Source organism: Shinella fusca (genome assembly GCF_014203155.1).
GTDB lineage: Bacteria > Pseudomonadota > Alphaproteobacteria > Rhizobiales > Rhizobiaceae > Shinella > Shinella fusca.
In genome coordinates, this window is sequence record NZ_JACHIK010000019.1 from 40,096 (window position 1) to 66,733 (window position 26,638).

The 26,638-nt window shown below is 66.3% G+C and carries 21 protein-coding genes and 1 riboswitch; of the genes, 9 read left to right on the forward strand and 12 right to left on the reverse strand.

Annotated elements, in window-relative coordinates; genetic code table 11:
* Nucleotides 1-128: 128 nt before the first annotated feature.
* The 6 genes from HNQ66_RS20215 to HNQ66_RS20240 form a co-directional block, all read right to left on the reverse strand.
* Nucleotides 129-1,079: a nucleoside hydrolase gene (locus HNQ66_RS20215; protein ID WP_184146065.1), complete on the reverse strand. Its 951-nt coding sequence runs from the start codon at nt 1,077-1,079 to the stop codon at nt 129-131.
* A 31-nt stretch (nt 1,080-1,110) separates the two neighbouring features.
* The gene (locus HNQ66_RS20220; RefSeq protein WP_184146068.1) at nt 1,111-2,346 is read right to left on the reverse strand and encodes an NAD(P)/FAD-dependent oxidoreductase; all 1,236 of its coding nucleotides are present in this window, start codon (nt 2,344-2,346) and stop codon (nt 1,111-1,113) included.
* Nucleotides 2,347-2,451: 105 nt separating this feature from the next.
* Nucleotides 2,452-3,294, reverse strand: coding sequence for a metal ABC transporter permease (locus HNQ66_RS20225; RefSeq protein ID WP_184146071.1), 843 nt, complete (start codon nt 3,292-3,294; stop codon nt 2,452-2,454).
* Entirely contained in the window at nt 3,291-4,127 is an 837-nt protein-coding gene (locus tag HNQ66_RS20230) for a metal ABC transporter permease (RefSeq protein WP_184146166.1), read from the reverse strand. Before HNQ66_RS20230 ends, HNQ66_RS20225 begins: the two co-directional genes overlap by 4 nt.
* A 35-nt stretch (nt 4,128-4,162) precedes the next feature.
* Nucleotides 4,163-5,032 carry a manganese/iron ABC transporter ATP-binding protein gene (locus HNQ66_RS20235; RefSeq protein WP_184146074.1) on the reverse strand — a complete coding sequence of 290 codons (870 nt, stop codon included), beginning with the start codon at nt 5,030-5,032 and terminating at the stop codon, nt 4,163-4,165.
* On the reverse strand, nt 5,029-5,919 hold the full coding sequence (locus HNQ66_RS20240) for a metal ABC transporter substrate-binding protein (protein WP_184146077.1): 891 nt from the start codon (nt 5,917-5,919) through the stop codon (nt 5,029-5,031). The genes HNQ66_RS20235 and HNQ66_RS20240 overlap by 4 nt, the downstream gene beginning before the upstream one ends.
* Before the next feature lie 208 nt (nt 5,920-6,127).
* Between HNQ66_RS20240 and HNQ66_RS20245 the strand changes: the two genes are divergently transcribed.
* The 3 genes from HNQ66_RS20245 to HNQ66_RS20255 all read left to right on the forward strand — a co-directional run bounded on the left by HNQ66_RS20245 (nt 6,128) and on the right by HNQ66_RS20255 (nt 9,563).
* Nucleotides 6,128-6,799: a hypothetical protein gene (locus tag HNQ66_RS20245; protein WP_184146080.1), complete on the forward strand. Its 672-nt coding sequence runs from the start codon at nt 6,128-6,130 to the stop codon at nt 6,797-6,799.
* Between the two features lie 138 nt (nt 6,800-6,937).
* Nucleotides 6,938-9,052, forward strand: coding sequence for a glycine--tRNA ligase subunit beta (gene glyS, locus HNQ66_RS20250; protein WP_184146083.1), 2,115 nt, complete (start codon nt 6,938-6,940; stop codon nt 9,050-9,052).
* A gap of 13 nt (nt 9,053-9,065) precedes the next feature.
* Complete coding sequence (locus HNQ66_RS20255; RefSeq protein WP_184146085.1) at nt 9,066-9,563, forward strand: 2-thiouracil desulfurase family protein; 498 nt, start codon at nt 9,066-9,068, stop codon at nt 9,561-9,563.
* Between the two features lie 101 nt (nt 9,564-9,664).
* Here HNQ66_RS20255 and HNQ66_RS20260 read toward each other — a convergent pair whose 3' ends face one another.
* Complete coding sequence (locus tag HNQ66_RS20260; protein WP_184146088.1) at nt 9,665-10,108, reverse strand: plant virulence effector HPE1-like domain-containing protein; 444 nt, start codon at nt 10,106-10,108, stop codon at nt 9,665-9,667.
* A 105-nt stretch (nt 10,109-10,213) separates the two neighbouring features.
* Nucleotides 10,214-11,485, reverse strand: a complete 1,272-nt coding sequence (gene purD / locus HNQ66_RS20265; RefSeq protein ID WP_184146091.1) for a phosphoribosylamine--glycine ligase — start codon at nt 11,483-11,485, stop codon at nt 10,214-10,216.
* A gap of 393 nt (nt 11,486-11,878) precedes the next feature.
* Between purD and HNQ66_RS20270 the strand changes: the two genes are divergently transcribed.
* From HNQ66_RS20270 to lysS, 3 genes are all read left to right on the forward strand, one after another.
* A complete protein-coding gene (locus tag HNQ66_RS20270) occupies nt 11,879-13,651 on the forward strand; it encodes an SLC13 family permease (RefSeq protein ID WP_184146094.1) in 1,773 nt (590 codons plus the stop codon).
* Nucleotides 13,652-13,770: 119 nt separating this feature from the next.
* A complete protein-coding gene (gltX, locus tag HNQ66_RS20275; RefSeq protein ID WP_184146096.1) occupies nt 13,771-15,240 on the forward strand; it encodes a glutamate--tRNA ligase in 1,470 nt (489 codons plus the stop codon).
* A gap of 12 nt (nt 15,241-15,252) precedes the next feature.
* Nucleotides 15,253-16,746: a lysine--tRNA ligase gene (lysS, locus tag HNQ66_RS20280; protein WP_184146099.1), complete on the forward strand. Its 1,494-nt coding sequence runs from the start codon at nt 15,253-15,255 to the stop codon at nt 16,744-16,746.
* Between the two features lie 308 nt (nt 16,747-17,054).
* Here lysS and HNQ66_RS20285 read toward each other — a convergent pair whose 3' ends face one another.
* Together HNQ66_RS20285 and HNQ66_RS20290 are read right to left on the reverse strand one after the other, a co-directional pair.
* On the reverse strand, nt 17,055-18,158 hold the full coding sequence (locus HNQ66_RS20285) for an FAD-binding oxidoreductase (RefSeq protein WP_184146102.1): 1,104 nt from the start codon (nt 18,156-18,158) through the stop codon (nt 17,055-17,057).
* Between the two features lies 1 nt (nt 18,159).
* A complete protein-coding gene (locus tag HNQ66_RS20290; protein ID WP_184146104.1) occupies nt 18,160-19,401 on the reverse strand; it encodes an aromatic ring-hydroxylating oxygenase subunit alpha in 1,242 nt (413 codons plus the stop codon).
* Nucleotides 19,402-19,505: 104 nt separating this feature from the next.
* Nucleotides 19,506-19,704, reverse strand: a riboswitch (cobalamin riboswitch).
* Between the two features lie 295 nt (nt 19,705-19,999).
* Between HNQ66_RS20290 and HNQ66_RS20295 the strand changes: the two genes are divergently transcribed.
* Complete coding sequence (locus HNQ66_RS20295) at nt 20,000-20,605, forward strand: DUF6656 family protein (RefSeq protein ID WP_184146107.1); 606 nt, start codon at nt 20,000-20,002, stop codon at nt 20,603-20,605.
* Here the strand turns inward: HNQ66_RS20295 and HNQ66_RS20300 are convergent, their stop codons facing one another.
* The gene (locus HNQ66_RS20300; RefSeq protein ID WP_184146120.1) at nt 20,606-21,667 is read right to left on the reverse strand and encodes a diguanylate cyclase domain-containing protein; all 1,062 of its coding nucleotides are present in this window, start codon (nt 21,665-21,667) and stop codon (nt 20,606-20,608) included.
* Between the two features lie 151 nt (nt 21,668-21,818).
* Here HNQ66_RS20300 and HNQ66_RS20305 point away from each other — a divergent pair, with 151 nt between their 5' ends.
* Together HNQ66_RS20305 and HNQ66_RS20310 are read left to right on the forward strand one after the other, a co-directional pair.
* Nucleotides 21,819-22,793, forward strand: coding sequence for an L-threonylcarbamoyladenylate synthase (locus tag HNQ66_RS20305; protein ID WP_184146122.1), 975 nt, complete (start codon nt 21,819-21,821; stop codon nt 22,791-22,793).
* 11 nt (nt 22,794-22,804) lie between these two features.
* The gene (locus tag HNQ66_RS20310) at nt 22,805-24,235 is read left to right on the forward strand and encodes an FAD-binding oxidoreductase (RefSeq protein ID WP_184146125.1); all 1,431 of its coding nucleotides are present in this window, start codon (nt 22,805-22,807) and stop codon (nt 24,233-24,235) included.
* Between the two features lie 9 nt (nt 24,236-24,244).
* Here HNQ66_RS20310 and HNQ66_RS20315 read toward each other — a convergent pair whose 3' ends face one another.
* Complete coding sequence (locus tag HNQ66_RS20315; RefSeq protein ID WP_184146128.1) at nt 24,245-26,572, reverse strand: DUF1217 domain-containing protein; 2,328 nt, start codon at nt 26,570-26,572, stop codon at nt 24,245-24,247.
* Between the last annotated feature and the right edge of the window lie 66 nt (nt 26,573-26,638).

Below are 26,638 nucleotides of genomic sequence, written 5' to 3' on the forward strand. Positions count from 1 at the left end.
AGCCCCTCATCCCCCTGCCGGGACCTTCTCCCCGCAGGCGGGGAGAAGGGGCAGAACGGTGAGCCCATCGTTCCTCGCCCCGCTTGCGGGGAGAGGATGCCGGCAGGCAGGTGAGGGGCAGGCTTCCCTTACCGCACCAGCGTCTCGTCCAGCAGCGCCATCACCTTTTCCGCGTCGATGCCGATGCAGGCGTGCTGGCTCGGCAGGCCGTCCCAGTTGCCGGGCGGGAAGCTGCGGGCGTCGGGTTTCTGGATCGTCTGGCCGTCGGCGATGCCGCCGCAGACGACGCGGATCGCGCCGCTGCGCGTTTCGAAGAGTTCGGGGGCGACGAGGTAGATGCAGGCGCAGCTATCGTGAACCACCATGCCCTCGCCCTCCACATGCCGGCCGTAGAAGTCGATGTAGAACTGCGAGACGGCGGAGAGCAGCTTGAGGCTCCGGCCATTCTGCGCGGTGAGCTCGGCAAGGCGCCTGCGCGTCATCACCGTCTTCATCGTGACGTCGAGGCCGACGACGACCACCTTCCACGGCGCTGTCATCACCGCGTCGGCGGCTTCCGGGTCGCCGTGGATATTGGCCTCGGCGGCGGGCGTGATGTTGCCCGGCACGTCGAAGGCGCCGCCCATGATGATGACCTGCCTGACGAGGCCGGCGATCTCCGGGTCCTCCTTCAGCGCGTAGGCAAGGTTCGACATGCGGCCGACGGCGATCAGCGTCACCTCGCCGGGGTTCGCCCGCACGGTCTCGATGATGAAGCGGTGCGCCGGGCGCGGGTCGACCGGCAGGTCGATCGCCTCCGGCACGTCGATATTGCCGAGCCCGTCATGGCCGTGGATCATCACCGGCCAGTCGGTCGGGTTGCGCATGGGATTGTAGGTCTTGCCCTCGCCGCGCGCGACAGGCGCGGCGATGCCCCATTCGCGCTTGAGGAACAGCGCGTTGCGCGTCGTCGTCTCGATGGCGGCATTGCCGAAGACGGTGGTGATGCCGATGAGGTCGATTTCGGGGTGGTTGTGCAGGAAAAGCAGCGCCATGGCGTCGTCGACGCCGGGGTCCGTGTCAAAAATGACCTTGTGCATGTTCGTCTTTCTATGGTGATGGGCGATCCGCTTACTGGAAGCGGGCGATGGAGAAGGGGGCGAGCGCGCTGTCGTCCTCGCCGGAAACGAGCCGGGCGACGTGGCGTCCGGTGGTGGCCGAGAGCGTCAGGCCGAGATGGCCGTGGCCGAAGGCGAAGGCGACGCGCGGGTCGCGCGGATGAAGGCTGATGACGGGAATGGAATCCGGCGTCGAGGGCCGGCGGCCCATCCATTCCGTGCCGCCTTCTTCCTGAAGGTCCGGCACGTAGCGGCGCATCTTCCGGCGCATGGCGGCGGCACGCCTGTAGTTGGCGGGTGCGTCCGGAGAGGCGAGCTCCACCGCCCCGCCGATGCGCAGCGCGTTCTCGAAGGGCGTCGCGACGAAGCCGTGCTCGGAGAAGAAGACCGGCATGTCCAGCACGGTCGAAGGGTTCATGAAGGTCGTGTTGTAGCCGCGCTCGGTTTCGAGCAGCACCTTCAGGCCGAGATCGGCGACGAAGCGGCGCGACCAGACGCCGGCCGCGACGACGAGCCGGTCGAAGATGAACTTGCGCCCGCCCTCCGTGCGCACCGCGATGCCGTTCTCCCGCTGGCCCACAGCGGCGACGTTGGCGTCTGTGAAGGCCTCCCGCTCGCGCAGCGCGGCCTGCAGCCGGCGCAGGAAGGTCAGCGGATATTCGAAGATCTTGTAGCCGTCGTTGAAGACGGCACCGGCAAAGGCTCCCTTGAGGGCCGGCACGCGGCGGCGGGCCTCCCCGGCGTCCAGCTTTTCGACGTTGTGGCCGATCAGCCTCGCATTTTCCGCTTCATGGGCGAAGACCTTGTCACGGGCGGCAACGCTGTCGAAGACGGTCAGAGCGCCGGTATCGCGCATATGGCCGGAAACGCCGGCAAGAGCGCCGAGGCGCACATGGTCGGCCTCGGCGGTCCTCATGAGAAAGAGCATCGCCTCCCGGCTTTGCGCCGCCTTGCCCGGCCGCGCGGAGAAGAGGAATTTCATGAGCCAGGGCGTCAGGGCGGGCAGATCCTGCCAGCGCACGGTGAGGGGGCCGAGCGGATCGAGCAGCCATTTCGGCACGGAAAGCAGCATGTCGGGCCGGGCGAGCGGGTCGATTTCCGGCACGGCGAGAATGCCGGCATTGCCGACGGAAGCCGGCAGGCCGCCGGCATCGCGCTCCAGCACTGTGACGCTGTGGCCCTGTTCCAGAAGATGGAGCGCTGTGGCGCAGCCCATCAGGCCGCCGCCGACGATACCGATATGCGCCATGCCGTCCCGTTGCGTTCGTGTCGTTGTCGTTGCGGCCGCAGAGGCCGGTTGCGCCGGACGATAGACGCAAACCGGCCGGCTGTCGACAGAGTGCGACGGCGCCGGTCAGATGCTTTCCAGAGGCTTTCTGTCGCGGATCATGCGGGAGAGGAAGGCAAGGACGAAGAGGCCCGCCATCAAAAGGACGATGGTCGGCGCCGGGGCACTGTCGAGGAGAAAGCTCAGCCAGATGCCGAAGAAGGAACAGCTGAGCGCAACGCAGACGGCGACCGCCAGCATGGTGGGAAAGCGCCGGGTGAGGAGGGCGGCGATGGCGCCGGGCGCCACCAGCATGGCGACGGCGAGGATGATGCCGACCGCCTTCAGCGCGCCGACCACGACGAGCGAGAGCACGGCGAGCAGGCCGTAATGCAGGACTTTCACCGGCAGGCCGATGGCCGAGGCGTGCTGCCGGTCGAAAGCCTGTACCAGAAGATCCTTGCGGAAGGCGAGGATGAAGCCTGTCGCGGCAAGCGCGATCACGGCGGTTTCGATAAGATCGGCAGCACCGATGCCGAGCATGTCGCCGAAGAGGATATGGTCGAGATGCACGTCCGGCTGGATCTTCACATAGAGCACGACGCCGAGGGCGAACATGCCGGAAAAGACGATGCCGAGGACCGTGTCCTCCTTCACCCGGCTGTTGTCCTTGAGATAGCCGGCCGCAAGTGCGCAGACGAGGCCTGCGACGAATGCCCCCGCCGCGAAGGGAAGGCCCGCTACATAGGCGAGGACGACGCCCGGCAGCACGGCATGCGAGACCGCATCGCCCATCAGCGACCAGCCCTTCAGCACGAGATAGCAGGAGAGCAGCGCCATGGGTACCGCGATGGTCAGCGTTACCAGGAACGCGTTCTGCATGAAGGCGAGCTGGAAGGGCATAAGGGCGAGTTGCAGCGTCTCGTTCATGGCCGGCCCGCCTCTACCGCCGCGGAAAGCGCCTGTCGTCCCCTCCGCCGCGCGGCGATGAGCCCGTGCTTGGGTGCAAGCAGGAACGCGACAAGGAAGAGCGCGGTTTGCAGCACGACGATGATGCCGCCCGTCGCGCCGTCGAGGAAATAGGAAAGATAGGCCCCGACGAGGCTGGTGCCGGCCCCGAGCGCGGCGGCGATCACCACGAGGCGCTGGAAGCGGTCGGTCAGGAGATAGGCGGTGGCGCCCGGCGTCACCACCATGGCGACGACGAGGAAGGCGCCGACCGTCTGCATGGCGGCGACCGTGGAGGCGCTGAGCAGCGTGAAGAACAGCACCTTCAGGCCCGTCGCGTTGAGGCCGATGGAGCGGGCATGGCTCTCGTCGAAGAAGGTCACCATCAGGTCCTTCCATTTCAGGAGGAGGACCACGAACGTCACCGCGCCGATGATGGCGAGCTGGATCGTGTCTTCCGGCGTGATGGCGAGGATATTGCCGAGCACGATGGTCTGGATGTTCACCGGCGTCGGCGAGAGCGAGACCATGAAGAGGCCGAGGCCGAAGAAGGAGGAGAAGATCATGCCGATGATCGCATCCTCCTTGAGCCGCGTCTGGCGGTTGAGGAAGAGCATGGCGCCGGCGGCGAGCCCGCCGGAAAGGAAGGCGCCGGCCGCGAACGGCAGGCCCAGCATGTAGGCGCCGGCAACGCCCGGCACGATGGAGTGCGAGAGCGCGTCGCCGATCAGCGACCAGCCCTTGAGCATGAGATAGGCGGAAAGGAAGCCGCAGATGCAGCCGACCAGCGCGCTCACCCACATGGCGTTGACCATGTAGCCGTAGGAGAAGGGCTCGAGCAGCGCCCCGGTCACGGCCGCTTCTCCGTCTCGCGCTCGCCGTAGATGACGAAGGGGCGCTCGTCGTCGGTGATGACCTTGACGGAGCGCCTGTCCTCGTCGTCGTGGAGGTCCGGGCCGCCGAGGATGAAGTGGCGGAGCACGCCGCCGAAGGCCTTTTCCAGGTTGGCTTCGGTGAAGGTCTCGGCCGTCGGGCCGGAGGCGATGACCGTGCCCTTGACGAAGACCGTGCGGTCGCAGAAGTCCGGCACGCTGCCGAGATTGTGGGTGGAGACGAGCATCACGCGGCCTTCCTCGCGCAGCGTGCCGAGCAGCTCGACGATCTGCTCTTCCGTCGTGACGTCGACGCCGGTGAAGGGTTCGTCGAGCAGGATCACCCGGCCCTCCTGCGCGAGCGCCCGGGCGAGGAAGACGCGCTTTCTCTGCCCGCCGGAAAGCTCGCCGATCTGGCGCTTGCGATAGGCGGACATGTTCACGCGTTCGAGGGCCTCGTCGACCATCTCGTGGTCGCGCTTCGTCGGGATGCGCAGCCAGTTCATGTGGCCGTAGCGGCCCATCATGACGACGTCCTCGACGAGGACCGGGAAGGTCCAGTCGACCTCCTCGGCCTGCGGCACATAGGCGACGAGGTTCTTCTTCAGGGCCTCGCGCACGGAAAGGCCGAGGATCGTCACCTTGCCGCCGGCAACCGGCACGAAGCCCATGATCGCCTTGAAGAGCGTCGACTTGCCCGAGCCGTTGACGCCGACGAGCGCGGTGATCGTGCCCGTCGGCACGGAGAAGCTGGCATGGCGCAGCGCCGTGAGGCCGTTGCGGTAGGTGACGGTCACGTCCTCGGCGACGATGCCGGCCACCGTCTTCGCCTTGCTGCCCATCATCATTGCGACAGCCCCTTCACGATGGTCTCGGAGGTCACGCGCAGGAGATCGAGATAGGTCGGCACCGGCCCGCCGGCCTCGCTGAGGGAATCCACATAGAGGACGCCGCCATAGGCCGCGCCCGTTTCGGCCGCCACCTGCTCTGCCGGCTTGGCCGAGACCGTGCTTTCGCTGAAGACGACGTGGATATTGTGCTCGCGCACCGCGTCGATCACCGCCTTCACCTGCTTGGGCGTTCCCTGCTGGTCGGCATTGATCGGCCAGAGGAAGAGTTCCTTGAGGCCGAAGTCGCGGGCGAGATAGGAGAACGCGCCCTCGCTGGTCACCAGCCAGCGCTTTTCCTCCGGCAGCGCGCCGATCCTCGCCTTCATCTCCGCGCCGAGCGCCTTGATCTTCTCGCCATAGGCCTTGGCGTTGGCGTCGTAGGTCGCGGCGTGGGCGGGGTCGAGCGTGCCGAGCGCCTTGCGGATGTTCTCCACATAGATCAGCGCGTTGTCCGGCGACATCCAGGCATGCGGGTTCGGCTTGCCCTCGTAGGGGCCTTCCACGATGCTCATCGGCGTAATGCCGTCGCTGACGACGACGTTCGGCACGTCGCCGAGATTGGCGAGGAACTTTTCGAACCAGAGCTCGAGGTTGAGGCCGTTGCGGAGCACGAGCTGGGCGTCCTGCGCCTTCAATATGTCGCGCGGCGTCGGCTGGTAGTTGTGGATCTCCGCGCCGGGCTTGGTGATGGATTCCACGGTCGCGGCATCACCCGCCACATTCGCCGCCATGTCGGCGATGATGGTGAAGGTCGTCACCACCTTCGGCTTTTCCTGCGCGAGCGCCGGGGCGGCCGCGACGAGCGGCAGGCCGAGAAGGAGGGCATTGAACGAGCGGCGGAGCATGGGAAACCTGATCTGCTTTTGCGAATGAGTTGCAATTGACTATAGGGCCCTTTTGTTCCCTGTCAACGCTATTGCAAATCATTCGCAAGAATGGATCGAAACGGCACGCTGCGGTTTAAAACTTCGGAAACGCACGGCCTGTAGAGTGCGGGCGTTCGCGTGCTCTCGGCGCGTTCGTGTTCTGCGTTCAAAGAGAAGTTCGACGCCCGTGAAGTTCCTGCCGACCTCGTTCCGCCTGTCCCGGAAGATCCTGATCATTGCCGCCGGCGTTCTCGTGCTCACCGGCGCCTCGGGCGCCGCCGCGATCTTCGTCGGGCGCGATGTGCTGCTCGGGCCACCGTCCGAGACGATCTCGGGCGTCGCCTGCACCACCGTCTCCACCGTGCGCATCGAGCAGGACGGCCAGCAATGGCTGCGCAGATACGTGCGCTCGGCGGCGAAGGACGGCGATATCCGCGTGAAGACGGCGCTGCGCGTGGCCGGTGCCCTCTCCAATGCGGAAGAAGCCGATCTCTACCAGGTCATCCTCCTCGATGCCGCCGGCCCCGTGAACCGCGCCGACATGCGCGGCCGGGCGATCGGCGCCGAAGTGCTCTTCGCGCGCGATCCCGCCGCCGTTCCCGGCATGGCCGCCCCCTTCGTCGCCCGCTACACGGACGGCCAGCCCGCCGAGAACGGCGATTTCTACGGCGAGCGCAAGGAACTCTCCCTCGATGAGATCAAGTCCATCGTCACGGCGATGACGGAGCGGGAGGATTGCGTCGACCCGAATGCCGTCATCGAGGCGGAAGGGGAGACGAAGCCCGAAGCGGGCGGCGCGACGGCGGAAGGCGAGGGCGCGGCGGCGGAAACGCAGGAGGTCGCCGCCAGCGGGCACTGACGGCCTTTCCGTCGGCGGGGCGGCATATTTGCCGTTGTACAGCACCGCCCAACTTTGCTAGCAGAGGCACACGATTTTCACCCCATACCGGCACGCCGTGCCGACCCTTGCCGCGTGGCGAGGGTGAGGAAAGTTGACATGCCCGATCTTCTGCTTGAACTCCGCTCCGAGGAAATTCCCGCCCGCATGCAGCGCAAGGCGGCGGGCGACCTGAAGAAACTCGTCACCGACGCGCTGGTGGAAGCGGGCCTGACCTACGAGGGCGCGCGCGAATACTGGACGCCGCGCCGCCTGACGCTCGACATCCGCGGCCTCAACGCCCGTTCGGTCGATATCCGCGAGGAGCGCAAGGGCCCGCGCACCGACGCCAACGAGAAGGCGATCGAAGGCTTCTTGCGCGGCGCGGGGCTTTCCTCGATTTCCGAGGCGCATGTCCATTCGGATCCGAAGAAGGGCGATTTCTACGTCGCCCATATCGTCAAGCCCGGCCGCCCCGCCGAGGAGATCATTGCCGAGGCGATGCCGGGCATCATCCGCAATTTCCCCTGGCCGAAATCCATGCGCTGGGGCGCCGCCTCGGCAAGGCCCGGCGCCATGCGCTGGGTGCGCCCGCTGCAATCGATCCTGTGCACCTTCGGCGCGGAGACCGAGGAAACGCGCGTCGTGCCCTTCGAGGTCGACGGGCTCGTCGCCGGCAACGTCACCTACGGCCATCGTTTCCATGCGCCGGAGGCCATCACCGTGCGGCGCTTTGCCGATTATGCCGCAAGCCTCGAAAAGGCGAAGGTCGTGCTGGACGCCGAGCGGCGCAGGCAGATCATCGCCACCGACGCTAACAACATCGCCTTCGCCAACGGCCTCGAACTGGTCGAGGACGAAGGCCTGCTGGATGAAGTGTCCGGCCTCGTCGAATGGCCGCAGGTCCTGCTCGGCACCTTCGAGGAAGAGTTCCTGGCGATCCCCGCCGAGATCATCCGCCTTACCATCAAGACGAACCAGAAATGCTTCGTCACGCGCAGGCCGGGCACCGAGGCGCTTTCCAACCATTTCATCCTCGTCTCCAACATCGAGGCGAAGGACGGCGGCAAGGAGATCGTGCACGGCAACGGCAAGGTCGTGCGTGCGCGCCTTTCCGACGCCAAGCATTTCTGGCTGCGCGACCAGGGCGACCTGCCGGACCTCGACACGCTGAAGGTATCCGCCGAGAAGTTCGGCCTCGACCTTGCAAAGCCGCTCGACCAGCGCATGGCCAAGCTCGACGCGCTCGACGTGACCTTCCACGCCAAGCTCGGCACGCAGGGCGAGCGCGTCGCGCGCATCCGCACGCTGGCCGCCGAACTGGCGAAGGTCACCGGCGCCGATGCCGCGCTCGTCGACCGCGCCGTGGTGCTCGCCAAGGCTGACCTGCGCACGGAGGCCGTCGGCGAATTCCCCGAGCTCCAGGGCATCATGGGCCGCAAATACGCCGCCCTCCAGGGCGAGGACGCCGCCGTCGCCGAGGCCATCGAGGACCATTACAAGCCGCAGGGGCCCTCCGACCGCGTGCCGTCCGGCAAGGTCGGGCTCACCGTGGCGCTCGCCGACAAGCTCGACACGCTGATCGGCTTCTGGGCCATCGACGAGAAGCCGACCGGCTCGAAGGACCCCTATGCGCTGCGCCGCGCCGCCCTCGGCGTCATCCGCATGCTGCTGGAAAAGAACATCCGCCTGCCGCTGCTGTCGGTCGTCAGGGACCCGGATCTCATCGCCTTCTTCCATGACCGGCTCAAGGTGTACCTGCGCGACATGGGCGCACGGCACGACCTCATCGACGCCGTGCTGACGCCGGACGCCGACGATCTGCTGACGGTTGCCCGCCGCGTCGAGGCGCTGACGGCCTTCATCACCTCCGAGGAGGGCCAGAACCTCCTCGCCGGCACGAAGCGCGCCACGCAGCTCCTCGCCGCGGAAGAGAAGAAGGGCACCGTCGTCGAAGGCGCCGTCTCGCCCGCCCTCCTGAAGCTCGATGCGGAAAAGGCGCTGCACGCCGCCGTCGAAACCGCCGCCAGGGACGCCTCCGCCGCCGTCGCGAAGGAAGACTTCCGCTCCGCCATGGCAGCCCTCTCGGCACTGCGCGCCCCGGTCGACCGCTTCTTCACCGACGTCCTCGTCAACGACGACGACCCCGCCATCCGCACCAACCGCCTCGCCTTGCTCTCCGCCATCCGCGCGGCAACCGGCACGGTCGCGGATTTCTCGAAGATCGCGGGATGAGAGGTCGGCGCTGATGACCGGGAAAATCCTCATCAGCGCCTGTCTAGCCGGCCGGCCGGTCCGTTACAACGGGTCGGCCAAGCCGCTCGTGCATGAGGCGGTTGCGCGTTGGCGGGCGGAGGGGCGGCTGGTGGAGCTCTGTCCCGAGCTTGCGGGCGGCTTTGCCGTGCCGCGGCCGCCGGCGGAAATCGAGGGTGGGCGCGACGGCGACGACGTGCTCGACGGGCGGGCGCGGGTGCTGGAGATTTCCGGCGGCGATGTCTCGGCGGCCTATATCGAGGGCGCGCGCATCGCGCTGGACGTCGCGCAAGAGAACGGCTGCCACCATGCCCTGCTCATCGACGGCAGCCCGTCCTGCGGATCGGGCTTCATCCATGACGGCACGTTTTCCGGTGCGCGCCATGCGGGGCAGGGGGTAACGGCGGCGCTGCTTCGCCGCGCCGGCATCGCCGTCTATTCGGACCGGGAGGTCGACAACCTCGTCAGGGATCTGGGGGAAGAGGGCGGCTGACACGTTTGCGCCCCCGCCTGAGGGCCAGGGGCGCATCCGTCCGCTTTCGCGAATTCCCGTCAGCCTGGAGGGACTGAGAGGCAGGGACCACCAATATGGGGTCAATCGAGCCTGAGTTCAAATTTTCCGGGATCAAACTCCCGTGAGGCCGTCATGCCGGCCGTCACCGTCGCCTGGGCCGCGTCCTTGCCAAGGGCGCTCGTCCTGGCGCTCGTATCGACGGGCTGCTCCGTCTCGGCGCTGTCGACCGTCTCGGCGGGCGCCTTGCTGACGAAGAGGACGGGCGAGCCGCCCATCCAGGCTTCCGTGCGGAAGAGCTTGCGCTCGCCGTTCTCCTCGCGGATTTCCACCTTCTGCGTGCCGGGCGCGATCGCGTCGACATGGTAGGTCTCGGCGACGGGCTTCGGCTTCAGCGCCGGGCAGGCCTCGCAGGTGATGGTCGAGATGCTGTCCGCGGCGGTGGCGCCGGTCACGGGTTCGATCGAGCCCGCAAGGGCGGGGCCGGCAAGAAGTGCCAAGGCGAAGGTCGGCAGCAGGATACGCATCAACGGTTCTCCCTCATCGTTGGGAGCAACCTAGCGCCTGCCGGTTACGGTCCCGTCAGGAGAAATGGTAAAATTCGATCTATCGGGCGATTTCGCCGTCCCGCCTCAAGCCTTTTCGCGGGCGACGGCGCGCCAGCCGATATCGCGGCGGGCAAAGCCGTTCTGCCATTCCACCTTGTCGAGCGCCCGGTAGGCGGCCTGTTGCGCCTCGCCGACGGTCCTTGCCACGGCCGTGACGTTGAGCACGCGCCCGCCCGTCGCGACCAGTTTTCCGTCTTTCAGGGCTGTGCCGGCATGAAACACCTTGGTCGCGGCGTCGTCTGCCGGCAGCGAGAGGATGGGCGTGTTCTTCTCGTAGGCGCCGGGATAGCCCTTCGAGGCCATGACGACGGTGAGCGCCGGGTCGTCCCGCCATGTCGCGGAGACCTTGTCGAGCCGGCCGACGGCGGCGGCGTGCAGGATCGGCAGGAGGTCGCTCTCGAGGCGCATCATCAGAACCTGGCATTCCGGATCGCCGAAGCGGACATTGTATTCGATGAGTTCCGGGCCCTTTTCGGTGATCATCAGGCCGGCGAAGAGCACGCCCTGGAAGGGATGGCCGTCCGCCGCCATGCCGCGGATCGTCGGCTCGATGATCTTCTTCATCGTGCGCTCGACCATTTCGGGCGTCATCACCGGGGCGGGCGAATAGGCGCCCATGCCGCCGGTGTTCGGGCCGGTGTCGCCGTCGCCGACGCGCTTGTGGTCCTGGGCGGAGGCGAGCGGCAGGGCGTTCACTCCGTCGCACAGGCAGAAGAAGCTCGCCTCCTCGCCGTCGAGGAAGGCCTCCACCACGACTTCCGCGCCTGCCGCGCCGAAGGCGCCATCGAAGCAGTCGTCGATGGCCGCGAGCGCCTCGTCGAGCGTCATGGCGACGGTCACGCCCTTGCCGGCGGCGAGCCCGTCCGCCTTGATGACGATCGGCGCGCCCTGTTCGGTGACATAGGCCTTCGCCGCGGTCGCGTCGGTGAAGCGCCTGTAGGCGCCTGTCGGGATATCGTATTTGGCGCAGAGGTCCTTGGTGAAGCCCTTGGAGCCTTCTAGTTGCGCGGCGGCGGCCGAGGGACCGAAGACGTCGATGCCGTCTGCGCGCAGCGCGTCGGCAAGGCCGGCGACGAGCGGGGCTTCCGGCCCGACCACCACGAAGCCGACCCCGTTCTCCTTGCAGAAGGCCGAGACGGCGGCGTGGTCCTCGACATTCAGGGAAACGAGCGTGGCGCATTCGGCGATGCCCGGATTGCCGGGGGCGGCGTAGAGCGTATCCAGAAGCGGGGACTGCGCCATTTTCCAGGCAAGGGCATGCTCGCGTCCGCCCGATCCGATCAACAGAACCTTCATGCCCGTAACCCCTGCTGCGTCCTTGTTGCTGGCGGGTTAAGGGCGCGGGGCGGAAAGGTCAAGAGATGCGGTGTGACAGAGCGTCGAGATGTCGGCGGTGGGTAGGGGCGACCTGCCCTAACCCCCGGCCACTTACGGACCGGGAGGGTCGAAGACGGGTCGGACGGGTGGGAAGCTCGCCTGCCGTTTCGTTGGCCACGGGGAGAAACCGGAAAAATCCCCGTGTTCTTCATCTCCGTCGCGTCCGGTTGACACGACCCGTCTTCTCTTGGCAAATCTTCGGACGGTTGGATTGTTCCGCGAAAGTTCTGGACGGCTGCGCCGCTTGCGGCGGAACCGGCAGGACCTGCAGGGAATTCACGCCGAGCATCGCCCCGCCGCACGGACAGCTCCATGACGCTTCAGCAGACCTTCGCCTTCGTCGTCATCGCTCTGATGATGGCGGCGTTCATTTGGGGACGGTTCCGCTACGATGTCGTGGCGTGCTGTTCGCTGCTTCTGGCGCTCGCGCTCGGCATCGTTCCCTTCAACAAGGCCTTTTCCGGTTTTTCCGACGACATCGTCATCATCGTCGCAAGCGCCCTGATGGTGAGCGCGGCCGTCGCGCGCTCGGGCATCGTCAACCTCGCGGTCAAGCGCTTCTTCCCGAACCTTGCCTCCAGGCGCAGCCAGCTTGCGCTGCTGCTCGTCTCCGTCGCGGTGCTTTCGGCCTTCATCAAGAATATCGGCGCGCTCGCCATCATGATGCCGCTCGCCTTCCAGTTCGCCAAGAAGTCCGGCACGCCGGCCTCCAAGTTCCTGATGCCGATGGCCTTCGCCGCGCTCCTCGGCGGCCTCATGACGCAGATCGGCACCTCGCCCAACATCGTCGTCTCGCGCCTGCGCCAGGAGATCGGCGGCGAGAGCTTCAGCATGTTCGATTTCACGCCCGTCGGCGCGGTGCTGACGGTCTGCGGCATCCTCTTCCTCCTCCTCTTCAACCGCATCGTGCCCGAGCGCACGAACAAGAGCGCCAATATCGAGGAAGCGCTGGAGGCGGCCGCCTATTCCTCCGACGCGACGATCGAGGCCGGCTCGCCCTCCGTCGGCAAGTCGCTGAACGAGGTGCTGCGCAACGGCGATGGCGACGTGATCGCCACCGCCATCATCCGCGGCCATGTCCATATCGCGCCGCTGCCGGACGTGCGGCTGACCGCGGGCGACACGATCCTGATGGAGGGAACGGCAGGGGCGCTCGACAAGGTGGTCTCCGCCGCCGGCCTCACGCTCTCCGGCCAGCCGATCCGCGCCGGGCGCGGCGAGGAGGGCGAGATCAGCGCCATAGAGGCGGTGGTGGGCAAGGATTCGCGGCTCATCGACATTTCCGCCCGCAGCATCGCGCTCTTCCATTCCTACGGCATCAACCTGCTCGCCGTCAGCCGGCAGGGCGAGCGGCTGCGCGAAAAGCTCTCCGCCGTGCGCCTGCGCCCCGGCGACATGATCGTGGTGCAGGGCAACAACCGCACGCTGCCGACGCAGCTCACCGAACTCGGCCTGCTGCCGCTCGCCCAGCGCGAGATCCTGCTGGGCGCGCCGCGCCGGGCGATCATTCCCGTCCTGATCCTCATGGCGGCCATGGTCGCCACCGCCTTCGGCGTCGTGCCGGTGGCGACGGGCTTCTTCGCCGCCGCCGTCGCCATGGTGGTCTTCCGCGCCGTGCCGCTGCGCGAGGCCTATACGGCGCTCGACGGGCCGATCCTCATCATGCTCGCCGCCCTCATCCCCGTTTCCGACAGCCTGCGCACGACGGGGGCGAGCGAGCTCGTCGCCGGCTGGCTCGGCGACATCGCCGTGCACCTGCCGCCCTTCGGCGCGCTTGGCCTCATCCTTCTTACCGCCATGGCCGTGACGCCCTTCCTCAACAATGCGGCGACCGTCCTCGTCATGGCGCCGATCGCCGCCAGCTTCGCCAATGCGCTGCACTACAAGCCGGAGGCCTTCCTGATGGCCGTGGCGATCGGCGCGGGCTGCGATTTCCTCACCCCCGTCGGCCACCAGTGCAACACGCTGGTGATGGGCCCGGGCGGCTACAAGTTCGCCGATTATCCGCGCGTCGGCCTGCCGCTCTCCATCCTCATCGTCATCGTCAGCGTGCCGACGCTGCTTTATGTCTGGCCCGTGCGCTAGCCGCCGATCGACATTCCCTTGACGCGCCGGGCTGAATATGGTCTCACCCAGCCCAACGGAGAGCCCCTTTCTCCCGCAAATCCGGGCACTCCCTTCCAAAGTCGAGACGGGCCACATCCATGAGCACTTCCGGAACCGCATCCGGCGTTCGCGTACGCATCGCACCTTCCCCCACCGGCGAGCCCCATGTCGGCACCGCCTATATCGCGCTCTTCAACTATCTCTTCGCCAAGAAGAACAACGGCACCTTCATCCTGCGCATCGAGGACACGGACGCCACGCGCTCGACGCCGGAATTCGAGCAGAAGGTGCTGGACGCGCTGAAATGGTGCGGCCTCGAATGGTCCGAAGGCCCCGATGTCGGCGGCCCCTACGGCCCTTACCGCCAGTCCGACCGCAAGGCCATGTACTGGCCCTATGCCGAGGAGCTGCTGCAGAAGGGCCATGCCTTCCGCTGCTTCTGCACGCCGGAACGGCTGGAGAAGATGCGCGAGGCGCAGCGCGCCGCCGGCAAGCCGCCGGGCTACGACGGCCACTGCCTCAACCTTTCCGCCGAGGAAGTAACGAGCCGGGTCTCCGCGGGCGAGCCCTCGGTCGTGCGCATGAAGATCCCGGCGGAAGGCTCCTGCGACTTCCACGACGGCGTCTACGGCGACGTGTCGATCCCGTGGGAAAGCGTCGACATGCAGGTGCTGATCAAGGCCGACGGCATGCCGACCTATCACATGGCGAACGTCATCGACGACCACCTGATGAAGATCACCCATGTGGCGCGCGGCGAGGAATGGCTTGCCTCGGTGCCCAAGCACATCCTGCTCTACCGCTATTTCGGCTGGCAGGAGCCGGTCTTCATGCATCTGTCGTTGATGCGCAACGCCGACAAGTCGAAGCTCTCCAAGCGCAAGAACCCGACCTCGATCTCCTACTATTCCGCGCTCGGCTACCTGCCGGAAGCGCTGATGAACTTCCTCGGCCTGTTCTTCATCCAGATTTCCGAGGGCGAGGAACTGCTGACCATGGATGAGCTTGCCGAAAAGTTCGATCCGGAGAACCTTTCCAAGGCCGGCGCGATCTTCGACATCCAGAAGCTCGACTGGCTGAACGGCCGCTGGCTGCGCGAGCAGCTTTCCGAAGAGGACTTCATGAAGCGCGTCCTCGACTGGGCGATGGAGAACGACCGCATCCGCGAGGGGCTGAAGCTCTCGCAGTCGCGCATCTCCAAGCTCGGCGAGCTGCCGGACCTCGCCGGCTTCCTGCTGAAGTCCGACCTCGGGCTGACGCCGGAGTCCTTCGCCAAGGTGAAGTCGGCGCCGGAAGAGATTCTCGAAGTGCTGAACCAGGTGCAGCCGGACCTTGAGAAGATGCCGGAATGGACCGTGGAAAGCATCGAGGCGGAACTGCGCGCGAGCGCCGACAAGCTCGGCAAGAAGCTGAAGGTCGTCGTCGCGCCGCTCTTCGTTGCCGTCTCCGGCTCGTCGCGCTCGCTGCCGCTCTTCGATTCGATGGCCATCCTCGGCCGCTCCGTCGTGCGCCAGCGCCTGAAGGTCGCCGCGCAGGTCGTGGCCTCCATGGCCGGCGGCGGAAAGTAAGGAACGAGAAGAATGAACGACAAGACCGAAACCGCCCTTTCCTCCGACCCGACGGAAGTCCGCCGCCAGAAGCTCGGCCAGCTCCGCGAGACGGTCGGAGATGTCTACCCGGCGCATTTCCACCGCACGATGACCAATGCGGAGCTTGCGGAGAAGTACGAAAGCCTCGAGCCCGACACGGAGAGCGGCGATGTCGTGACCGTGGCCGGCCGCGTCTATTCCTCGCGCAATTCCGGCATGTTCATGGACATCCATGATGCCTCCGGCAAGATCCAGATCTTCTCCCACAAGGACACGACGCCGGAGGAGGCGCGTGCCCTCCTGCCGATGATCGACCTCGGCGACATCATCGGCGTCACCGGCGTCGTCCGCCGCACCAAGCGCGGGGAACTGACGATCAACGCGCAGGAGATCGTCATGCTGACGAAGACCCTGCTGCCGATGCCGGAGAAGTGGCACGGCGTCGCCGATGTCGAGATCCGCTACCGCAAGCGCCACCTCGACATCATGACCAACGAGGAATCGAAGCTCCGCTTCCAGCAGCGCTCGAAGATCGTCTCCGGCATCCGCCGCTTCATGGAGAACGACGGCTTCATGGAAGTCGAGACGCCCATGCTGCATTCCGTCTACGGCGGCGCGACGGCAGAACCCTTCAAGACGCACCACAACACGCTGAAGCTCGACATGTATCTGCGCATCGCGCCGGAACTGTTCCTGAAGCGCACGCTGGTCTCCGGCCTCACCGACAAGGTGTTCGAGATCAACCGCAACTTCCGCAACGAGGGCGTGTCGACGCGGCACAATCCCGAGTTCACGATGATGGAGTGCTACTGGGCCTATGCGGATTACGAGGACATCATGGACCTCGTGGAGCGCCTCTTCGCCGAGCTTGCCGTCAAGATCCACGGCTCGACGGAGTTCGCCTACGGCGACAAGGAAATCTCCTTCAAGGGCCCGTTCAGGCGCGTGCCGATGCCGGATGCCGTGAAGGAAGCGACCGGCATCGACTTCCTCGCCATCAAGACGGACGAGGAAGCCCGCGCCGCCGCCAGGGCCGCCGGTTTCGAGGTGGAGAAGGACTGGACCTGGGGCGAGTGCCTCGCCTTCATCTTCGAGGAGAAGGTGGAGGGAACGCTGATCCAGCCGTCGCACGTCACGCATTTCCCGAAGGACATCTCGCCCTTCGCCAAGGAAGTGCCGGGCGAGCCGCGCCTCGTGGAACGCTTCGAGACCTATTGCAACACCTGGGAACTCGGCAACGCCTTCTCCGAGCTGAACGACCCGGAGGAGCAGCGCGCCCGCATGGTCGAGCAGCTTCAGCAGGCCCACGGCCGCGGCGAGAAGGACAAGCAGCTCGACGACGAGTTTCTGGACGCCATCGACCAGGGCATGCCGCCTGCCGGGGGGCTCGGCATCGGCGTCGACCGCCTGATCATGCTCCTGACGAACGCCCCTTCTATCCGCGACGTCATCCTCTTCCCGGCCCGCCGCGCGAAGACGGACTGAGAGTAGAGCAAGGTGGGAGGGCCAGGAAAGCCCTCCTTCCTACCCTCTGTCTCCTCTTCTCCCTCTCTCTTCCCTCTCCTTCGTCATGCTCGGGCTTGACCCGAGCATCCACCCTCACGGCGGCGCCTCGCTTGTGGCATGGATCCTCGGGTCAAGCCCGAGGATGACGACGGTGGGAGTCGAGGATGACGCCGGCGAGAGGATTGACGCCGACCGGCGGAGCGCTTCCGGCGGTGAGGTGACACCGGCGGATGGATGGTGCCTAGGGATGGAGGGGATGCCGGGCAGCAGCGTGGCACCGTTGCGCCTCACGCCTCGATCGACACGTCCCCCATCGGCCGCGAGCAGCAGGCGAGGATGTAGCCTTCGGCGATCTCGTCCTCCAGGATGCCGCCGTTGTGGTGCATCTCTACTTCGCCCGTCACCTTCAGCACCCGGCAGGTGCCGCACAGGCCGCCTTCGCAGGCCGCGCCGATGCGCACGCCCGCGGCGCGCGCGGTCTGCAGGATCGTCTGGCCGGGCGGGCACGGAGCGTCCTTGCCTGCCATGGTGAAGGTGACGGTGGCGACCGCGTCGGCATCCACGGCCTGCTCGCCGGCGCCGGCCCGGATGGCGATCTCTTCCGGCGCGGGCGCGCTCGACGGCTGGAAGCTCTCCTCGTGGTAGCGCGCCATGTCGAAGCCGCAGACCTTCAGCATGTCGCGCACGCCGCGCATGAAGGGTTCCGGGCCGCAACAGAAGACCGTGCGCTCGCGGAAATCGGGCGCGAGCAGCGAGAGCCGCGCCGCGTCGATCCGGCCGCGAAGGCCGTGCCAGCCGTCACGCGGATTCTGGCTCTCCACGACGAAGCCGAGCGTCAGGCTCGGCATCTGCGCGGCGAGGCATTCGAGCTCCGCCTTGAAAAGGAGGTCCTCCGGCTTGCGCGCGCAGGTGACGAAGGAGACGTCCGACTGCGGCGCGCAGTCCGCCATCCAGCGCGTCATCGACATCATCGGCGTGATGCCGGAGCCTGCCGAGACGAAGAGGTACTTTTCCGCCGGGTAGCGCACGAAGGAGAAGTCGCCGAGCGGGCCGAACGCCCGTAGCGTCATGCCCGGATGCAGGTTGTCGAACATCCAGCGCGTGCCGATGGAATTCTTCTGCGCCTTGACCGTCACCGCGACCGAGAAGGGGCGCGAGGGCGAGGAGGAGAGCGTATAGGTGCGCATGACCGGCTCGTCCTGCGACACCGGCAGCTCCAGGGTGACGAACTGGCCCGGCAGGTACCGGAACCAGTTCTTCTGATCGGAGCTGAACGTGAACGTCATCACGTCGGAAGTCTCCGCCGTGACCGCGATGCATTCCAGGAGGTTCTGGCGGTCGTGCCACGGGTTCAGTTCGTCGAAGTGGCGAAACGGGGTCGATATCGTCATGTCAGGCCACCCGGGACATCGGCTTCTTGTCGCCCAGGCGGTCGATCATGAAGTTCGTGTACCACTCGACGAACTGCATGACGCCGCCCTCGTCCTCGACCGAATAGGGGCCGGGCTGGTAGGCGGGCGAACGGATGCCGAAGGCGTTCTCCTCGACGATCCGGCGGTCCTGGTCGTTGGTCTCGGTCCACACATGGGTGAGCTCGTCGAGGCGGTAGTCGACACCCTCGACGGCATTCTTGGCGACCAGCCACTTCGTCGTGACCTGGGTGAGCTCCGGGCCGAGCGGCAGCACGCGGAAGGTGATGGCGTGGTCGGCCAGCACATGGTTCCACGTCGTCGGATAGTGGAAGAGGAGAAGCGTGCCGATGCCGCTTTCCAGGACATCGCTCGACAGCGGCCGCTGCACGGCGGGCGCGCCGGACATGGTGTAGCTCTCCGCATCCTGGATCAGCGGCATGCGCGCGGCGCGGAACTGGCCGGTCGGCGACATGCGGAATTCGCTCGCAAGGCCCGCCGCCTCGCACTTTTCCCAATGCGCGGCGATGACCGGATCGTCCTTGGCGCCCTGCACGCCCGTGGCGCTCGGAGCCTCGGGATAGGTGCGGCAGAGCTCGGGATGGTTGGCCGCGCAATGGTAGCACTCGCGGTTGTTCTCCCAGACGAGCTTCCAGTTGCCCTTCTCCACGATGGTGCTCTCGAAGGCGACCTTCGTCTCGCCGAGGCGGTGGCGGGCAAGATAGGGCTCGACCAGGCTGCGGAAGGCGGAAAAGTCCGGCGCCTCCTCGGCAAGGCAGATGAAGATGTAGCCGCCGACCGTCTCGCAATGGATCGGCTTCAGGCCGTGCTGCGCCTTGTCGAAATCCTCCGCCATGTGGCGGGCGAAGAGCAGCGAGCCGTCGAGCTCGTAGGTCCACTGGTGGTAGGGACAGACGAGCTTGGCCGACGTGCCCTTGTGCTGCGTGCACACGCGCGAGCCGCGGTGGCGGCAGGAATTGTGCAGCGCGCGGACGGTGCCGGAACGGTCGCGGGTGACGACGACGGGATAATCGCCGACCTGCACGGTGAAATAGTTGCCCGCCTTCGGGATCTCGCAGTCGTGGCCGATGAACAGCCAGTCGCGATACCAGATCGTCTCCAGGTCGAGCCTGTAGTGGTCGGGGTCGATGTAGAAGGCCTGCTCGAGGCTGTGGCCCTCGCGCCGGGTCTTGAGCTTGCGGAGCACGTCGCTGCGAATGTCCATGGCGGATCCTCAGATATCCAGATTTGCTGAGGCGCACGGAGGAGACGGCATCCGGGCGGCAGGCCGCACGGTTTGCACGCTTCCCGGCCGCCCGCCGCAGCCAGTCACGATCGATGCTCCAGGCTGGTTTCCGGGCTGAGGAGTGTCCCTTGAGGACCGGCGCAGCGCCTTCCCGGACATCTCGTCCAGTGGCCTCTGCTGCACCTTGCTCCAACACCGTTGCGGGGGCAGCGCCGGATTTCAACCGGCTTCCCAATTCTCCGCTTCCTTGGGGGAAGCAGCACCTTGAGCGTTCTTATCTAAGCGCAAGTCCGGCCGCCCGACATTCCGGAAAACGACATACCGTTCCAAGTTGACGACAGGGGAAAAGAGGAAATTCTGCAATGATGGTATAAATAATACAATAGGAACAATGGTTTGATAAAAGACGCCCAACGGAAAGTCTGCGCAGCCCGCCTGAAGCGGCGGTTCTCATGCCTTTGTCATATTGCGACCTTGCCGACCCCGCGCGAAGAAGCGGGAGGTGCACGGAAAGGAATGTTTAACGGCGTTTGCTTAAACTTCGACGCATCAGGGCACGAGGATAAGGTCCGGTCAGGTGCAGCAGACGAAGTTCCGATATTACGACGCCGTCGCCTACAAGCGCACCAACCAGCCGAAAGCCGCAGCCCATACGGAGTTCCTGCGCACCGGCCGCATCGACCGCAGCCCGACCTGGAGCCCCAGCGAGAAGCGCTACCTCACCTATCAGGAGGTCGCCGAGCGTACGGGCCGCAAGCTGGAGCGGGCCGGCAGCATCACCCATGAGCGCATCAACGGCTTCCACCATTCCATCCAGTTCCCCAGGCTGATCTTTCACCGCACGCTCGCCCAGACGCCGCATCTCGGCTATTGCCACATCACGGTGGCCAATTCGCGCTTCGCCGAGTTCGAGAATGTGCAATGGGCCTTCTACATGGCCAATTTCCTCGCCGAGATCGGCGAGGGGGAGCAGTTCTTCGCCGGCATCTCGACGAAGCCGGGCCGCATGTATTTCGCCGTCGCCATCGCGCCGACCGAGGAGGAAGGGCGCCTGACGATCGACCGCAAGGTGCGCGGCAACGGCGTGATCTTCCGCACCGACGACCCGAAGCTCGCCATGAAGAACGTGCTGATGCTCGGCACGCGCAACGAGGCGCTGCGCAAGATCATCAGCGCGCTCTGATCAGGACGCCCTGTAGATCATCCATTCCTTGCCGGCCGGCACCTCGTCGCCGCGGCCGTAGACGACGATCTGGTCGCCGCCGGCCCCCTTGGCCTCCATCAGCGCCCGCTCGCAGGCGGCCGAAAGGTCGAAGGCGCTGTCTGCCCTGTCCGACATGCAGGCGCCCGCCGAGAGCGTCAGGTGCCCGAGATTGCGGCCGGTGCGCGGATCGCGCAGCGCGACCGTCTGGAAGGCGGCGCGCAGGAGATCGACAAGCCGCGTCACCTCGCTCTCTTCCGCCGTGTGGAACAGGAAGCCGAAGCGCAGCCCGTCGAAGCGCACGGCAAGCGCGCTTGATGGAAACGCCTGGCGGATGAGGTTGCCGTAGAAGGTGACGAGATGGTCCGACAGGGCCTCGATCTGGCCGGGCGAGAAGCGCCGCTCCGCATCCACCTCGGCGATGACGACGCCGCAGAGCATCGGCAGTTCCGCATTGGCATAGACGCGGGCGAGCGCCTTGTTGAAGGCGCGGCGGTTGCCGAGCTTCGTCGGCGGATCGACGAACTTCATCGCCTCGAATTCCGCCATCTCCTTCTGGATGCCGTCCATGACGGCCGATTGCGCGGCCACCTTCTCGGCCATCTCGGCCGTGTGGGTGACGCGCAGCTCCGTCGCGCGCTGCAGGGCTTCGAGCGAGCTGCCGAGCGCGCCCTCGTCGCCGGCGGCATTGCGGATGACCTGCGAGGCCTCGCCGATCAGGCGGCCGTAGTCGGTGAGCGAGGAGCGCTCCTGGGTGAGCAGGTCCATGAAATTGCTCATCTCGCTGCTGATGGCGCCGGCCGAGCGCTGCAGCACGCTCGCCTCGTGCTGGTGGGGCAGGTACTTGCGGCCGAGCTCGTCAAGCGCGGCCTGCGTCTTGTACTTGCCGAGCGCGATGAAGTCGCGCACGAGATCGGGATTGCAGCCGGCATAGGCCTCGTAGACCAGCTCGTAATTACGCGGCAGGCCGTCGATGCCCATCTGCCTCATGGCCGTCGCAACGCGGAGCGCGATGTCTGTCGTCGAGGATTTCTTGTTCGCCATCTCGGGAAACCTGCCTTCGGATTTTCCCGAGCCATAGCAGCCGCCGCTTTCGGCCGCTCTAATCCGGTCGGTCGCATTTTAGGCAATCGCTCAAGCCTTGGCATTTTCCGCCAAAGGGCTGTAAAGAGACGCCAGACGAAGGACGAACGGCATGGCAGACATCGTGGATACGCGGACGGACCCTGAGGCGGCGCTGGCGCGCGCCACGGAGGCGCTCGGCCGCGGCGTGCCGGTCGCCATTCCCACCGAGACGGTCTACGGTCTTTCCGCCGACGCCACCAATCCGCAGGCGATCGCCCGCATCTACGAGATGAAGGGCCGGCCGCGCTTCAACCCGCTGATATGCCACATGGCGGACCTTGCCATGGCGGAGCGGCACGCCGTCTTCGACCCGCTCTCGCGCAAGATCGCCGAGGCCTTCTGGCCTGGGCCCTTGACGCTGGTGCTGCCGATCCGGGCCGAAAGCGCCATCCACCCGCTGGCGCGTGCCGGGCTCGACACGGTCGGCGTGCGCGTGCCCACCGGCTTTGCAAGCCGGCTGCTGTCCGCCTTCGGCCGGCCGCTGGCAGCGCCCAGCGCCAACACGTCCGGGCGCATCAGCCCCACCACCGCCCGCCATGTCGCGGACGATTTCGGCGACCGGCTGGAACTGGTGCTCGATGCCGGCCCGGCCGTCGTCGGGCTCGAATCGACCATCCTGCGCGTCGAGGGCGAGACGATCCGCCTGCTGCGGCCGGGCGGCCTCGACCTTGAAGCCGTCGAACGCCTGACGGGCCGGCCCGTCATCCGCAACGAGAAGGCGGGCGCCGCCATCGAGGCGCCCGGCATGCTCGCCTCGCACTATGCGCCCGACGCCCCGGTGCGGCTGGAGGCGCGGGACGTGCGCCCCGGCGAGGTGCTGATCCGCTTCGGCGGTGCGGCGCTGCCCGGCGAGAGGGACGCCGCGCTGGTGCTCGACCTCAGCCCTGCCGGCGACCTTGCCGAGGCCGCGGCCAATCTCTTCGGCTACATGAAACGGGCCGACGCCCTGGGCGCCGCCTCCATCGCCTTTTCGCCCATCCCGGCCGTGGGCCTCGGCGAAGCGATCAACGACCGCCTGCAACGCGCCGCCGCCCCGCGCGGCTGAAAGGTAAAGCCATGGTCCAGGCGACGCTTTCCCCCGATCTCATCGCCCGCTTTTGCGCGATCACCGGCCCCGCCCATGCGCTGACCGAAGCGCAGGACATTGCGCCCTACCTCGTCGAAAGCCGCGGGCTCTACCACGGCACCTCGCCGCTGGTGCTGCGGCCGGGCTCCGTCGAGGAGGTCTCGAAGATCCTCGCGCTCGCCACCGAGACGCACACCGCCATCGTGCCGCAGGGCGGCAATACCGGCCATGTCGGCGGCAGCGTGCCGCGCGAGGGGGCGATGGACGCCGTGCTCTCGCTCTCGCGCCTCAACCGCATCCGCGACGTCGATCCGGTCGGCAACGTGATCGTCGCGGACGGCGGCTGCGTGCTCGCCGATATCCAGGCGGCGGCCGAGAATGTCGGGCGGCTGTTTCCGCTCTCGCTGGGCTCGGAAGGCTCCTGCCAGATCGGCGGCAACCTTTCCACCAATGCCGGCGGCACCGCGGTGCTCTCCTACGGCAACATGCGCCATCTCTGCCTCGGCCTCGAAGTCGTGCTGCCGACGGGCGAGGTATGGAACGGCCTCAGGCGCCTCAAGAAGGACAATACGGGCTATGATCTGCGCGACCTCTTCATCGGCGCGGAAGGCACGCTCGGCGTCATCACCGGCGCGGTGCTGAAGCTCTTTCCGCAGCCGCTCGGCCACGAGGTGGCCTTTGCCGGCCTGAAATCGGTGAAGGACGCGCTCGCCCTCTTCGAGCGTGCGTCGAGCCGCTGCGGCCCGGCGCTCACCGGCTTCGAGCTGATGCCGCGCCTCGGCGTCGATTTCACCACGCGCCACATTCCGGGCGTGCGCGATCCGCTCGCCACCCGACACGACTGGTACGTGCTGATCGACATCTCCACCTCGGACGCGGCCGACACGGCGGCGCGCATGATGGAGGCCGTGCTTGCGGAAGGCATGGAGGCGGGCCTCATCGAGAACGCCGTGATCGCCGCGAGCGAGGAGCAGCGCAAGGCCCTCTGGCACATGCGCGAGAGCATGTCGCCGGCGCAGAAGCCGGAGGGCGGCTCGATCAAGCACGACGTCTCCGTGCCGGTCTCGGCCATTCCCGATTTCATGGCGAAGGCCGATGCGGCGGTGACGGCGGCGATCCCCGGCGCGCGCATCTGCTCCTTCGGCCACATGGGCGACGGCAACATCCACTACAACATCTCCCAGCCTGTCGGCGCGGACAGGAGGGCGTTCCTCGCCCGCTGGCAGGAGATCAACCACATCGTCCACGGCATCGTGCTTGCTTTCGGCGGCTCGATCTCCGCCGAGCACGGCATCGGCCAGTTGAAGCGAGACGAGCTGGCGGAGATCCGCGAACCGATCGAGATGGACCTGATGGGCCGGATCAAGCGCGCCTTCGACCCCGCCGGCATCATGAACCCGGGCAAGGTCGTGCGCGCCTGAAAGGCGGCCTCAGCTTCCGCCGGTGCGAAGCTGCGCCAGCGACATCATCAGGTCCGCGCTGATGCCGGCCGAGCCGGAATCGGCGGAGAGGATGGAGACGGCCGGGTCGCTGGTGGTGTCGTTGTTGAGGTCGTAGAGCACGGAGAACTTGACGATCATCTTGGAGACCTTTTCCGGGTCCTGCAGATCGGCAAGGTCGAGGTGGCGCTTGATCATGTCGGCCTGCGCATCGATATCGGCGCTGCCGATCTCGTCCGGCAGCGAATAGACCACCTTGAAGACCTCGAAGAGCGCATCGTCGGCGAGGATATCGTAGGGGCTGGTGACCGTATCGGCCTTGCGCTGGAAATAGAGCGCGAGGCGCACGCCGGCATTGTCCTCGCCGGCCTCCTCCTCCAGCTTCTGGCGCACATAGCCGTCGAGCGTCTCGTAGACGCCGCGGCGTGACTGGACCTGCGCATCCTTCGGCTGCTCGACGAGGCCGTCGGCGTTGAAGTTGAACGAGGCGACGATCTTGCGGTACGAACGGTCCGCCTGCTGGTTGACGAAGCTCTTCGGGTCGTCGAGGTCGGACGTGAAGATCTTCTTCATGAACTCGGTATCGACGCTCTCCGGATCGATGTCGTTGGCCGTCAGCACGAAATCGACGAGGCGCTTGTCGGCAAGGAAGTCCGAGACGGAATCGATCTTCTGCATCTGGACGGTGTAATATTTCGCCTCTTCCTCGGCCTTCGTCTTGTCGTCATCCGTTCCGAAACGGGACTTCTCCGTCACATAGGCACGCGACATGGCAAGGATTTCGGATTCGGCCTGCGCCAGCTTGGGCTCGGCGATCTTGCCGTCCGACCCGAAATTGAACGCCTTGGCAAGCTCCACGTAGCGCTCGTCGTGAAGCTGGTACACGTAGCTCTTCGGGTCGTTGAGGTCGCTCTTCAGCACGTTCTTGATGGTGAGCGCGGAAACCTTGTCCGGATCGAGGCCGTAGGCCTTCAACGCGAAGTCGTAGACGGTCGCCTCGTCGACGAAATCCTGGACCGTGGTCACCGCGCCGATCTGGCCCTTGAAGCGGTTGACGGCAAGCTCGTCCGCCTCGTCGTCCTTGTCGTTGTAGTGGGAGGAGTAGAGGCTGGCGGTGGCCGAGGTCTGGGCGGCGGTCTGCGCCGGCGTGCCGGCCGGAAGCGTGCCGTCCTCCTCGAAGTTGAAGGCCGCGCGCAGCGCCACATAGGCCTCCTTGTCCGCGCCGCCGAACATGTTGATGTAGCTCTTCGGATTGTTCGGGTCGGGGTCGCTGGTCATGATGTTGCGCAGGGTGAAGCTGGTGACCGAAACCTTGTCGAGCCCGTAGGCGGCCTTGAGGTAGGAGACGACCCGCTCGTCGGCGATGAGCGCGTTCGCCGTCGTGACGCTTCCCACCACGCTCTTGAAATGCTCCTGGTTGAGCTGCGCGGCCGCCGAGGTCACGCGCGGATTGGAGAGCGTGTAGAGGTCGTTCGTGTTCTGCTTCTGCGTGGCGTTCTGCACCGTGCCGGCCGTCGCGGTGCCGTCGGTGTTGAAATTGTAGGCCTCGGCGAGCGAGCGGTATTTCTGGACATTGGCGACGATCGCGCTCTGCCGGGTGATCTCCGCCTTCAGTTCGGCGATGCGCGCCTTGTTGGCGTCGTTGGATTCGAGGCCCGAAAGCTCGGTCGTCGCCGTCTGGATGGCCGCCTCTGCCGCCGTCTGCCGGCCGGCGAACTGCGTGTTGAAATAGCTTGCCGGATCGTCGAGGTCGCTCGTCAGCACGCCCTTGAGCGTCTGGCGCGAATAGGTGTTCGGGTCGATGTCGAAGGCCGTCAGCAGGTAGTTGCGCAGCCGGTCGTTGTTGAGAAGCTGGTCGGCGCTGGTCACCTTGTCGATGACGATGTCGTAGTAGCGCGTCTCCTCCTTGATCTGCGCGCCGGCATTGGCGGCGGTGGCGGAATAGAGGCCGATGATCTCGTCGAGCTGCACCTCGGTCTGCGCCGAGGGCGTTGCGGCGGTGAAGGCGAAGGCATTGGCGAAATCGCGGTAGCGCGTGTCGGTGAGCTGGTTGGCGAAGCTGTTGGCGTCGGACATGTCGCTATCCAGCACCTTGCGCATGAAGGCCTTGGCGTAGATCATGTCCTCCAGGCCATAGGCCTTCATGGCGTAGGAGTAGAGCCGGTAGTCGTCGAGGAACTCGTCCACCGTGGCGACCTTGCCGATGTTCTCCTTGTAATAGTCCGCCTCGCGCTGGTTGACCGCCTCGCTGCCCGTGCGGTTCAGCGACTTCAACATGTCCTTCGTGATGAGGTTGTAGCTCGTATAGGTGGACAGCATCGGGACTCTTCCTTCGGATCATCGGCAAGCCGATCTTCGTCCATTCTCGCGCGCGAGGCTTGTCCC